Below are 11,948 nucleotides of genomic sequence, written 5' to 3' on the forward strand. Positions count from 1 at the left end.
ATTTTGTTATGTCTTGTGTTTTTTAGTATCACTGAGTGGGTGGGTTGGTCGTAACCCTTGTTATCTCTCGCACTCTTCACAAACATAACTTGAATCCTCAAATTCTTTTCTATCAGTATAAATAAGTATCATTAAAAAGGCTATCAAAATAGGTTTTTGTTGGCTTTCTTACTAAGTTCAATTTGTTATTTTGATACTATCATATTTAGCCTGTTTTAGTTCATCCCGTAGCGTTAAATCTCATCGAAAATAATAGGGCGATTTATCAGTATCTTAGGGAAGAGTTGAATTTAGCGTTGCCAAATTACACGTCTGAGATAAGGAGAACAGAAGGTGTTTGCTATGATTGTTGAATAAAAAAGGGAGCTAGTGTAAGCGCTAGCTCCAACTTGTTTGGGATAGCGATTAAGCTGCGCAACAGGATAATTCAGATACGTCTTTATGAAAGGTTTGAGCGCATAGTTTCAACCCCTCTACCATTGTCAGGTATGGAAATAGTTGTCCTGCTAGTTCTTCAACTGTCATCTTATTGTGAATGGCAATGGCTGCACTTTGAATAAGCTCACCACCTTCATGAGCCAATATTTGTGCGCCTATCAGCGTACCTGTGGATTCCTCTGCAACTAATTTTATAAATCCATCCGTTTCAAAGTTTGCTAGCGCTCTAGGCACATTTTCCATTGGTAACACCCTACTTATCGTATCGATACCTTGCTGTTTCGCATGAGCTTCAGTGAATCCTACCGTGGCTACTTGGGGATCGGTAAAAATAACGGCAGGCATTGTCGATAGATCTAAACTCACATCACCACCAGTCATATTCGTTCCTGCTCGGCTGCCTGCGGCTGCCGCTACGTAAACAAATTGTGGCATGTTTGAACAGTCACCAGCAGCATATATTCCTTCGACATTCGTTTGCATTTTTGCATCGACCATTACTTCGCCTAGCTCGGTAACTTGAATACCAGCAGCTTTTAGGTTGAGCTTTTCAGTGTTTGCATGACGTCCCGTAGTTACAAGTAGTTTGTCAGAGGTAATTCGACCGTTGTTTGAATCGATAACAAAGTGTTTACCATCATGGGCAATGTTATTGGCACTCGTATCGGTAAGAACATTGATGCCTTCTTTTTTGAAGCACTTCTCCAACTCTTCACCTAACAGCGGGTCTTCCCTATACAGTAAGGTATGCCTTGCAAGCACCGTGACTTCAGAACCCAATCGACGATAAGCCTGAGCAATTTCCAGTGCTACTACCGATGAACCAATAACAACCAAATGCTCTGGTAAAGCAGATGCAAACAGTGCTTCGGTGGATGTCCAAAAAGGCGTATCATTCAATCCATTGATTGCTGGAATGGTGGGAGTAGATCCCGTAGCAATTAAGATTCTATCCGCACTAATTTCTTGTTGATCACCGTCTGGTTTATCAATAATCAGTGTGTTGGCGTTTTTAAAGCGTGCATAACCTTTGATAAGACTCAGGGAAGGGTTTGTATCTAAGATGTTCTGGTATTTAGCATGTCTCAACTCCTCAACACGTGCCGATTGTTGCTGCGACAATAAGGCTCGATTTAATTGCGGCTGGTGATTTTCAAGACCTGCAAATGGATTGTTACGTTGCTGCTCTGCGAGTTGTGCGGCTCTGATCAATATTTTTGATGGCACACATCCAACATTTACGCAGCATCCACCTATAACGTCAGCTCCTTCAATGATGGTAACTTTTGCGCCACCTTCAGCCGCCTTGGTTGCACAAGCGAATGCGCCAGAACCACTGCCGATAATGGCAACATGCAGATCTTTTTTATTTGACACAAACTGATCAGATGTACAACAAGAATTCTCCTGTATATAAGCTTGGTAGCCCTCTGATTCTAGGGCGTCAATCGCACTCTGGACGTTAAAATCTTCTGATGGAGTGATAGAGACTAAACTCTCAGCATAAGAGACAGACACGTCATGTACGCCATCTAGTTTGATTATTTTATTGTGAACCTTTGGTGCACAACTGGGGCATGTCATGCCTTGAATACTTAACTTGATCATTTTAACTCCTTAGTGTCAATATTGTCAGTTGTGTCACATGTGTCATCACAGCGATGGTAAGCAGGTGAAAATATATCCCACAGCGATACCAAGACCATTAACCCCAGCGCTGAATAGGTTACGTATGTACTCCACCCATATTTAAACCAAGGGTACAAAGACAATAGTAAAAGGACGGGAGCTATCATACCGATGGCGCTTCGTCGCCATTGTTTATGACTCAGCCACCCTAAACCATTTAGTACAAGTACAACCCAAGCAAAAAAGGGCAATAAGGTATTGATAAACAGTCCTTCCCACTGACTCAGGAATCCCATACCAATTGCAGCGCCTAAACTCGCAATTGCAGGGAAACACATCGCACACCCCATCGCGGAAACGAGCGCTCCAATAGCGCCTGCTTTTTCTCCGAAACGCGTGGTTATATTCAGTAGTTTCTTCATAAGACTACTTAACTTTCTTGGATGGGTAGCCCGCATTCGTTGTGGCATCAGTGAGTGCTTTGATGGTGGCCTTTTCGTCATCAAATGTTACCAACGCTAATTTAGTGTCATACGATACTTTGGCGAGTTTCACCCCATCAACGTTTTCTAACGCTTTTTTAACGGTAATCGGACAGGTCACACAGTTCATGGTAGGAACTTCCAGCGTAACCGTTTGTTCTTTTGCAACCACAGACGCCGCCGACACGCTAAGTAATAAACAAGTTATTAATTTTTTCATAATGATATTCTCCGTTTTAAATATTTTTCAAAAACTTACGCAAACCAAATGATCCAGTAATTACTCGTCACAAGGACAAGTGCGACTAATGCTGATACCCAAAAAGTGACTTGTCTGCGTTTTCTTGTTTTTGGAATTGCACATGCAGTGCCTTGCTCACATTTTTCGATAGGTCGATGAACTTTCCAGCCTGCGAACCCAAATGCAGCAATAACCAAAACTATAAAGATTGGTCTGTATGGCTCTAATAGCGTTAGGTTACTTATCCAAGAACCGCTAATGCCGAGTAAAAGCAAAACCAACGGTCCAGCACAGCATAATCCTGCACCAATGGCTGCAATTACCCCACTAATCAAAGGTAAGTTTGAATCTTGGTTCAATTTGTCATACTCCAGTTTATGAACTTAACTAGAGTATAAGTGCCGTATCTAGGTACGGAGTCAAGCGTTTTTTGTTATTTTGAATTCGGTTGAAGTGAGTCAATGACTGGGCAGGTGTTTTTATCGGCATTAGAATGACATAAACCAACCAACTCGGTTAACGCGTTTTGTAATTTTTTTAAATCACTGATCTTATCGGCAACAGATTCTAGCTTGGCTTCAGCCAAATCTTGAACTTGGCTACATGGGGCGTCGTTTAATTTCAGTAGATTCTCAATCTCTTTTAAAGAAAACCCTAATTCTTGGGTACGTTTAATGAATCTCACTCTGTTCACAATTTCATCAGAGTAATGTCGGTAGCCTGTCTCTGGTTTAACAGGTTGTTCGATTAAACTTTTGCGCTCGTAAAAGCGGATAGTTTCGACATTCACCCCAACTTCTTTTGCCAGTTTGCTAATAGTTCTGTTTGGCATAATGTGGCCTACCTTTGGTAAATTTTCGTTTCATTTTACAGATATGCTGCTTATATCGATACGGTTAAATTAGTAACGGTAACCCTATCGATTATCTACAACTCGTTCAAAGTGGTTGTAGAGAAGGGTTCGCCGATTTAAAGCATTAGACTTTTGTAATGCAGAATAAAATGTACATCGACAACCGACTAAAATTGCTTGCTTTTTAGCTCTTGTCACGGCGGTGTAAAGCAAGTGCCTATCAATATTTCTGCTGTTTTTAACTACGATAATGACACGCTCATATTGAGAGCCTTGAGACTTATGTACTGTCATCGCATAAGCACGCTCAATATTGCATAAATCATTCAGTGCTAGCTCAACGATGTTACCTTCAAAGTCAATGGTCACCGCTTCATCATTGGAGCTTAATACTTTACCGACGGAGCCATTGCGAATGTCTTTTTTATAGTCATTGCGAGTGAACATGACCATTTCGCCAACCTTAAGTGGTCTACCATCAATGTTATGATTTACATTGCCAAATTCCGTGTGCTCAAGCGTTAGCTTTTCACCAAGTGCAAACTCATCGTAAACATGACTATTAATATTAACAACGCCGCCTTCTTGGTGCTTAACTGATGACAGCAATACAACGTTATCATCTGAGCCATTACCGCCAAGTTCTCGATAAACTTTCATGCACATTGCTTCAATGTTGCTAGGCTCACAATCGATAAAGCTAACACCACTACCTGATCCTTGATACGGAGTAAATGGTACTTCAATCTTGTTTGATGGGTAGTTGCGGATCGCAGAGGCAATGTTTGGAATACCAGAACTTTCCGACTGGCGTTTAACAACGGTTAAGTGTGGGTTTGCCAAGGGGAGGTTGACCAACACATGTAGGCCAAGCCCAACACCGACAGGTGGCAACTGCTCTTGGTCACCCGTTAAAATAATACGTCCACATTTTGGTACACGCTTTAATACCTTAAGTAACGACAAAACATCCACCATAGAGGCTTCATCGACGATAATCACCGCGTCGTCGTCAATGTCTTCTGGTTTTACGTTATGCATGAAGCCAGCTATGGTCATTGCTTCTCTGCCTGTCGCCTCTGTAATGCGCTGTGCGGCTTTTCCTGCTAACGCCATGAGAATGACTTGCTTAGTTTGATTTAAGCTCTCTAGGGTGTAGCAAATAGCTTCTATCACGGTTGTCTTACCACAACCTGCACCACCCGTGAGTAGAGCGATAGAATTAGTGTAGCATTGCAGGACGGCATTTCGTTGTTGCTCCGTTAGTGAAAAGCCTACGCCTAGCTCAAAGGTGTCGATAACGCTATCAACTCGTTTAGCAAGGGCTTGGCTAAACGATTTTTCACTTAAATGCTTGATGTTGTTGGCAACCGAAGATTCAACAATATCCATGCTTTTTACTTGCACAAGGTTGTCGTGAAATTCCAATTCGCCTTGTTCAACAGCTTCGTCAAACGCCTTTGTGCCAAGTGCTTTGCCAAGCATACGGTTAAGTTGATATTTTACTTTAGATGTTTCAAGGCAGGTATTACCTGAGTTAAAGCCATTAAACATCACTTGTTTTGCATAAGCGATAAGGCGTTCAGGCGCATCTTCTTTCATTTTTAGACGGTCTAGGGCGTAGGCATCGATTGCCGATAAGTCCGCCATGAATGCGGTTAGGAAATACGGATTCTTTCTGATCTGTTCATAAGCTTGCTGTTCCCATATAGTGATGACCGAATCGCCGATATGAGGTGGCACGCCTAACTCATCAAGTAGACGTAATGCGCCTAGTTCTTCGTATTGGTTTAGCCCATCAATGATGCGCTGAGCCACTTCCTGACCCACAATTGGCAATAAACGTTTGATATCCTTATTTCGAGCTATGTCGTACAGGGTGTCGCCAAAGAAGGTGACAAGCTTTTCCGCTTTGATCTCGCTGATACCTTTAAAGTCTGGTGACTCTGCCAATAAGCGCTTAAGGTTTTCATGGGCGGCTTTAACAAAGTCCATTTTAGTCGGTGTGATGGTTTTCTCAATCGCTGTGGTGCCATCTTTCCACTTGATAGGTGTTTGCTCGACTTGGCCTTTTACATGCCAGATGTGCATCTCTTTAAAAAGGCTAGGGGAGCGAGCAATTTGGTGGTTGGCTTTTACGACAAAACGTTGATTACTACCGACAGCAACGGCTGAAAATATAACGCCGCCGATGCCACCACGATGTCTTATTTTGCGTATTTGTAGCTCACCTTCAAACACACTCATTAAAGCCGTCCAGTCGCTAATAAGTAGTCTTCAATTGCGGTGAGTCGTTTGAGTTTGGCTTTAGCTTCTTCTAGCTCTTTTGTGGTTTTATATAATTGTTCTTCAAGTGCTGCATTGGTTTCTTGAGATTTTTTCAGCATACGCTTATCAACGCTGGATTTGCCAGTGGTTGCTTTAGCCGAGTGTTGCTCGGAAGGCGTACTGTTATCTTCAATCAAGATGCCTTTTGCAATTAAATCAGCCTTAACTTCATTATATTTGGCTTTGATCTTTGAGTTCTCGGTAATTCGTTTTCGGTCAAACTCACATTCTCTGGCGATCATTTTTTTATTGAGATCTAGTCTGTTGGGCAACACAAAGTCTTCCCAGTCGGCTTCATTGTATCGGGCTTCAACAAAAGCGAGAAACCGTTCATAGTTTTCTATAGCTTTGGGGTTGCTCATTTACGCCTCCTTATGTTTTTTCAGGCGCTTAGGGTAAACGAACTCGGGATCAATACCTTGGTCTTCAAGTATTTGATAGCAGTCATTTAATCTTAACTGTAACGTAGAAATTGTCTCGGCTTGCTCAGCTACTTTTGCCTCAAGTTTTGCTATTTTTTCATTATCACCAGAGATCGGTGCGCCTTCAGATAGCGACTTATCGACCTTTATTTCTTTGAGTAAGTCTTTTACCCTCTGAAATTCTTTCATGTACTTGTCACAGCGGTACAATGTGGGCTTGCTGATGCCTAACTGCGAGGCAAAATAATCATGCTTGAACTCATGTTTGTATTCTGGACTTGTCTCAAAAAACTTAAGGGACATAAGCGCATTAGCAAGCCATTTAGGATCTTTTTTATTAGGTTGCTTACTCATCGTTTACCTCAGGTGTGTAGACTTGAACAATATCAATTAGCTGATCGTTATTACTGCGTTGTCGTTCATAGGCTTTTAATGCATTTTCACATCCTTTGATGGTGTCGATGCAGTATTGAACGTGTTGATCTAACGGCTCCTGTTTGTTCAATGCCTCACTTAGCTCTTGGTAGTTTGGGAGCAGCACACTTAGCTGGTTCTCATAATGTGTTTTGGTATTGATAATAGATGCTTTTGCCTCTTCATCGTTGGGGTCTATGCCGAAATGCTGACAGGCATCTCCATCGTTGCTTCTTAAGCACATCATGCCTTTCTCGCAAGGGCTAACATCTAAGTCTCGATTGCAGGTTCCCCAAGGCGTGAAATGGACGACTGAAAGTGTGTGGCTAAGCGCCATTTCAATCTCGTCAAGTGACACATTGTTTTCTCTCATGCGTTTAATACGTCTGCCGAGCACATCATCAGGAATGGAGTCTTCAGATAGATAACGTTCACGTATTTCTTCGGCACGCTCTTTAGCTGTTCGATGATCGTAGTTTCGGGTTTGACCTGCGGTGCGCCCCATAAAAAGGTCGATCATCATTTCGTTTTTACCAGAGCGTTTCATGGCGTCGGTTAGCCAGTGCCTAAACTGATGTGATTCAACATTGACGATATTGCCATCCTCATCACGAACATCGTAACGCTGAAAAAGGCTTTTTGCTCTTGATGAATCTTTCTTTAGCCATCTAGTAAATGATTTCGGTCTCATCGGTAATGGTAAAAATCCGTGAGAATTACTGCCACCATCAAAGGTATCTTCTTTTGCTATAAACAAAAAATCACTGAAAGGCATCTTAAAAGCATAAGAGGTAGAAACGATTTCTTCTGTAATATCTTCGCCATCATCATTACTTTCATAGACTTGTTTTTGCATGTCATTGTAACGTTGCATTGCTATCTCACTTAACGCCTCTTTAGAAATTACAACTTTCAGGTTTTTAGGAGTATTAGGTGATGTTTTTATGGTTACTTTATCGACAATGGCATCAGCATAGGGTGCTTTTTCTCTGAGGTTGTTAAATCCCAAGCCAGAGGTGTGAAATTCACCAGTTTTGCCTACCTCACTTCTAAGAAAATAACTCGAAGGTTTATAGCCTGCTTCCTGAAGCGCTGTACTAAAGTATTCGTCCCTATCAGGGAAGTGTAAAACGTTAATAACGGCTTGTTCTCTATGTTGCTCAATACTTTTTGCCAGTGCTCTAAATGGCGCTGTAATTTCTAAAATACGCTTATGTGATTCGAGGATGATTTCTTGCCACATCAAGGGGACAGGGCGTGCTGAAGCGAGTTCTCCTTTTTCAGTGAGAACTCGCAAATACCAGCGTTCATTGGTCTCATCAAATCCTATGCAGTCTTTGTGCAATCGGCACACTTCACCGATACGAAGCCCAAAGGCCATAAAGAATGGAATAGCTAAAAATCGAAGTTCATCATAGCCAGATTTCATTACAGGGTAGGCGGGTTCTTCCCCTTTAGATATAAGTGTTTGGTCTGCTTCAAATCGACGTTTAGCGATACCAATATACTTGTCTATATTAACGTTGAATTTTTTGTCTCTTCGCTTTTGGTATTCTTCGGTTGTGACATCGTTTTGTTTGTTGGCAGGATTAGCCAGCTTTACTTTTGGAGCAAATGATGGACACAACTTTTTTGGCACTAAGAAGGTTTTTACAAAAGCGACTGTTTCTTTATATTTTTCAAAAACAGAACGTTTTGCAAAGTGCTTATCGAGCGTACTTGGAAGTTCGTCAATGTCTGCTTGTTTTAAGGTAATTATGCTGTCGAGGTCGTAATTGAAGTGGTCAGCAAGCCAGAAACAGCCAGCAATCGAAGCGACAATTGACTTGTTAGCCTTACCTTTTTTGATATGTATAAGAGTGTAAAGTTTGGCTATATCACACCATATGTCGTCCATAGGGACTCTAGCTTCAACAGGTGTCTTGCCTGTGACTAATTCGCCAGTATTATCATATCGCTTAGTGAAGTAGATATTCTTGTTTTGATAAGTCCAGTAGAAGTCGTCCCATTCACCGATCAACGTTTTATTATCTTGCATAGATTTAAAGGTCGGCAATTCATCTTCAATTAATGCTTTTACAGCGCCTAATAGTCTAGTCTGTTGCTTATTGAACTTATGTTGCCCAAGTTGCGTTACGCCATTCATTACTCTTCGCCTTTCATTGATTTAATGGCTTCGACAATTTGAATAGCGCCTTCCCATGCTTCATCAAGTTGGTGTAAAACTGCTCCTGATGAATTGGCTTTTACGAAGTCTCGCTCAGCTTCAATGACCTTAAGTTGTGCTTCATGGTCTGCATTTTTAAAGGGGCGGAAGCGAGAGCAGCTATAACAACTTACTGTAGGGTGCATCTCGCATTGAGTTTTCTTTAAACATTTGCCAAGATTGGCAATGTCACTCACCCTAATTAAAGTACCTTCGACATTGCCATCGTTTTCATCGACGATGAAACCTTGCCATCTCATAACTGCACTTTTGATGGTGTTAGATGACTCGAAACTGTCGTCGATAAAATCAATTAAGTCTCGGTTATATCGAAAGTAATGCTGCACACTGGCAACGGTACTGTGATCCAAAGCTATTGCAACTTCTTCAGGGGGTTTTCCTTCCATGACCATGCGTGTACCGAGTGTATAGCGAAAGCGGTAACAGGTGATCTTAAGTGGAGTGGGATTGCCGTCGTCATCAGTTATATGGCGAGACTGGATGTTTAACAAACTTCTGCTAAATCTGAATAGTTCAGTGATGTTTTTAGAGTACAGATGCCAAGCATATTCTTTTAATTTCTTCTGCCCTAATAACTCTAAATGGCACGTTTCTGCTTTTAAAAGAGGACGAGGAAGACTATTGCCTTCGAGGTCAAGCATATTGATTTCTGAATATGTTTTGTTTAGTTCAGAGATATCCTCTGCTAGATGGCTTGGTAACTCTCGTAATACGAAGTTGTTCTTATTCCGTCTAAGCTGCGCTGTTCTACCTTTTACACGGGGAATGTTAATAAACCAAGCTAAAAGTTTGTCGTCGTAATAAACATCATCTTCTCTTAACAGAGCTAATTGAATTGGTCGTAAGCCAAATTGCATTGCTAATTTAAAACAAATACGGGTTTGTAATGGAACATTCTCTTGATGAATGGCTTGAGCTATTTGTGCTACTTCGGTACGAGTAAAAGGTCCGTTTTCGTGATCGAGAAGAGATACTCTTAGTTTCCCACCAGAGTTGGGGATTTTTATTTCATCCAGTTTAAATATTAGATTTTCATCAAAGCCCCAATATGCATTTTCTATAGCGTAATTTGCAAACATTCGCATCGACAGCCAAATCATTTGATTGTCTTTGTTTTTCTGTATTATCGAAGATATGTTTGAAGCAATTTCTTTAGAAAATGCACGTTCATTGTTAAGAGCTTTATCTGATAATTTGATACTTTTAAGAGCCTGAAATCCATATGATAAATGACCGATGGATGCTGGTGAACGTTCAATTGCGAAGTCTATCCAGCACTTTACAGCTATGTAGTTTAGGTAGTGATAATCTGAGTATGACTCTGAGAGAGCGTAATTTTGATTGCTCTTTCCAACATTGATAATTTGGAGCTTAGTTTTAAGCCGCTGATTGCTTTCTCTTATAGAGATTTTTTGACCGTGAAATGAGGTGAACTGGGCAGGAAATGGGTCATAATCGCCATTTAACCGAGCTACTTCATCATATAGGTCTTGATAAGGATCGTTATCTTGCTCTGGTAAATAAATCGATAGTGCGTGCGCCATTTAGTCTTCCTTTCCTCTTAAATAATCACTGATCTTTCGTTGCAGGTGGGCTTGTGTATATCGCCTTGTCATATCACTGGTTGTTGACCAGCCGCCCCATGTGGTCAGTAAATCCTGTGTTTCACCCGCTTGTGTCATTGGGGAGTTGGAGTCTTCGTATTTTGTATCAATATTGCTTCGTAACTCTGTGCCTCGTGTAACACGGAATCGGTGTGGGTGAATGACATCAGCAAGGTTTGGGATTGTTTGGTATATTTTAGTGATCATATAATCCAACCCTGACGTTGTCAGAGCACCACCATCTTTTTCGCTGATAAATAGATATTCCGTTAGGCTCCCTTTAAAAGGTTTTCTAAGAAAGGGACGATGTTCTTCTAGGTAATCTAAAATGAGCGCTGCTAGACCACGACTGATTGGAAGCTCTCTAAAGCGAGTTTTATGTGACGCACCATCTTTACGGTTTCTGAACGCTGAGTCTTCTGAAAATTGAATAACGACTGTGGGATTTGTCGTTAGCTTTAGATCTTGATCTGAACGAATGAGCACTAACTCGGATGCTCGACATCCTAATTCCAATAAAAGCAGTATGGCACAAGCATTACGCACCTGTAATTGACGTCGAAATGGATTGATTTCATTGGTAAATGAGTCAGTAGAAGGGCGTATTATCTTTTTGATGATGTCTATTTCATCGTTGTTTAATGGTTCTGTCTGCTTAGTAGCATTATCGACTTGCGCTTTTGAGTAACGTTTCTTTGCAATCCAGCCACAAGCTCTATCCACTGATTTTTGAACTTGTTCTTTCTTATCGTAGTCATCAAGCCTTTCAATATAACGGTTGTAGTGAAACTTCAAAAACAAAATGATGGAATCAATACGTCGGTTGTAAGTCGAGGGGGCGATACTTACACCGTCCTCTAACTCATATTTGAAATTGTGCAGTAGGAAAGTACCAAGGTTATTGACTTGGCGATTGGTCAATATATTGAGTTTGGCAGCTTCTTCGAAAAACGTTTGATGCTCATTAGCGCAGTATTCATAGAACACGCAAAGATCATTTAGGCGATTGAGGGTTGTGTTGTATTTGGAGGATAGCCATAAATCCCACCCCCAGATCGCCGCACTAGGTTCTGGTAAGCTATGGTTGTGCGTATCAACCAGCATGGGCAAGGTTTGGTTGCCGTATCTCGGATTGGTAATTTTTTCAGTTTTATAACGCAAAATGATACCAAATAAACACAGGGGTAATATGTAATAGAATAATACAAAAAAGGGAAGTGTCAAACACTTCCCTTAAGTCTATGTTTTATATATTTTTACGTATAGTTATCCACAAAAATGATACTTTTACAAAAACACAGTGGTCATAT

Annotated in this window: 11 protein-coding genes; all 11 read right to left on the minus strand. The window is 41.1% G+C overall.

What is annotated here, in order from left to right; all coding sequences use genetic code 11:
• Window positions 1-405: 405 nt before the first annotated feature.
• Window positions 406-2,046 (minus strand): mercury(II) reductase, encoded by a 1,641-nt coding sequence (merA, locus tag GTH32_RS18395; protein WP_163088530.1) that lies wholly within the window; start codon window positions 2,044-2,046, stop codon window positions 406-408.
• The gene (gene merC, locus GTH32_RS18400; protein WP_163088532.1) at window positions 2,043-2,489 is read right to left on the minus strand and encodes an organomercurial transporter MerC; all 447 of its coding nucleotides are present in this window, start codon (window positions 2,487-2,489) and stop codon (window positions 2,043-2,045) included. The genes merA and merC overlap by 4 nt, the downstream gene beginning before the upstream one ends.
• 4 nt (window positions 2,490-2,493) lie before the next feature.
• A complete protein-coding gene (gene merP, locus GTH32_RS18405) occupies window positions 2,494-2,769 on the minus strand; it encodes a mercury resistance system periplasmic binding protein MerP (protein ID WP_020743018.1) in 276 nt (91 codons plus the stop codon).
• Between the two features lie 35 nt (window positions 2,770-2,804).
• Window positions 2,805-3,149: a mercuric transporter MerT family protein gene (locus tag GTH32_RS18410; RefSeq protein ID WP_020743019.1), complete on the minus strand. Its 345-nt coding sequence runs from the start codon at window positions 3,147-3,149 to the stop codon at window positions 2,805-2,807.
• Between the two features lie 74 nt (window positions 3,150-3,223).
• Window positions 3,224-3,622, minus strand: a complete 399-nt coding sequence (gene merR, locus GTH32_RS18415) for a mercury resistance transcriptional regulator MerR (protein WP_163088535.1) — start codon at window positions 3,620-3,622, stop codon at window positions 3,224-3,226.
• A gap of 84 nt (window positions 3,623-3,706) precedes the next feature.
• Entirely contained in the window at window positions 3,707-5,890 is a 2,184-nt protein-coding gene (locus GTH32_RS18420; RefSeq protein ID WP_163088537.1) for an ATP-dependent DNA helicase, read from the minus strand.
• Window positions 5,890-6,333 carry a hypothetical protein gene (locus GTH32_RS18425; RefSeq protein WP_163088558.1) on the minus strand — a complete coding sequence of 148 codons (444 nt, stop codon included), beginning with the start codon at window positions 6,331-6,333 and terminating at the stop codon, window positions 5,890-5,892. The genes GTH32_RS18420 and GTH32_RS18425 overlap by 1 nt, the downstream gene beginning before the upstream one ends.
• Window positions 6,334-6,747: a hypothetical protein gene (locus GTH32_RS18430; RefSeq protein ID WP_163088560.1), complete on the minus strand. Its 414-nt coding sequence runs from the start codon at window positions 6,745-6,747 to the stop codon at window positions 6,334-6,336.
• Window positions 6,740-8,953, minus strand: a complete 2,214-nt coding sequence (locus GTH32_RS18435) for a hypothetical protein (protein WP_163088561.1) — start codon at window positions 8,951-8,953, stop codon at window positions 6,740-6,742. Before GTH32_RS18435 ends, GTH32_RS18430 begins: the two co-directional genes overlap by 8 nt.
• Window positions 8,953-10,578, minus strand: coding sequence for a tyrosine-type recombinase/integrase (locus tag GTH32_RS18440; protein ID WP_163088563.1), 1,626 nt, complete (start codon window positions 10,576-10,578; stop codon window positions 8,953-8,955). The genes GTH32_RS18435 and GTH32_RS18440 overlap by 1 nt, the downstream gene beginning before the upstream one ends.
• Window positions 10,579-11,862: a site-specific integrase gene (locus GTH32_RS18445; RefSeq protein ID WP_163088566.1), complete on the minus strand. Its 1,284-nt coding sequence runs from the start codon at window positions 11,860-11,862 to the stop codon at window positions 10,579-10,581.
• Between the last annotated feature and the right edge of the window lie 86 nt (window positions 11,863-11,948).

Origin of the sequence: Alteromonas profundi (assembly GCF_010500865.1) — a bacterium.
GTDB classification, from domain to species: Bacteria; Pseudomonadota; Gammaproteobacteria; order Enterobacterales; family Alteromonadaceae; genus Alteromonas; species Alteromonas profundi.

What these genes read in the sequence shown, in the direction of transcription:
- GTH32_RS18435 (WP_163088561.1), bottom strand. Translation starts at nt 8,953, where the DNA reads ATGAATGGCGTAACGCAACTTGGGCAACATAAGTTCAATAAGCAACAG.
- GTH32_RS18420 (WP_163088537.1), bottom strand. Translation starts at nt 5,890, where the DNA reads ATGAGTGTGTTTGAAGGTGAGCTACAAATACGCAAAATAAGACATCGT.
- merP (WP_020743018.1), bottom strand. Translation starts at nt 2,769, where the DNA reads ATGAAAAAATTAATAACTTGTTTATTACTTAGCGTGTCGGCGGCGTCT.
- GTH32_RS18425 (WP_163088558.1), bottom strand. Translation starts at nt 6,333, where the DNA reads ATGAGCAACCCCAAAGCTATAGAAAACTATGAACGGTTTCTCGCTTTT.
- merC (WP_163088532.1), bottom strand. Translation starts at nt 2,489, where the DNA reads ATGAAGAAACTACTGAATATAACCACGCGTTTCGGAGAAAAAGCAGGC.
- merR (WP_163088535.1), bottom strand. Translation starts at nt 3,622, where the DNA reads ATGCCAAACAGAACTATTAGCAAACTGGCAAAAGAAGTTGGGGTGAAT.
- GTH32_RS18430 (WP_163088560.1), bottom strand. Translation starts at nt 6,747, where the DNA reads ATGAGTAAGCAACCTAATAAAAAAGATCCTAAATGGCTTGCTAATGCG.
- GTH32_RS18440 (WP_163088563.1), bottom strand. Translation starts at nt 10,578, where the DNA reads ATGGCGCACGCACTATCGATTTATTTACCAGAGCAAGATAACGATCCT.
- merA (WP_163088530.1), bottom strand. Translation starts at nt 2,046, where the DNA reads ATGATCAAGTTAAGTATTCAAGGCATGACATGCCCCAGTTGTGCACCA.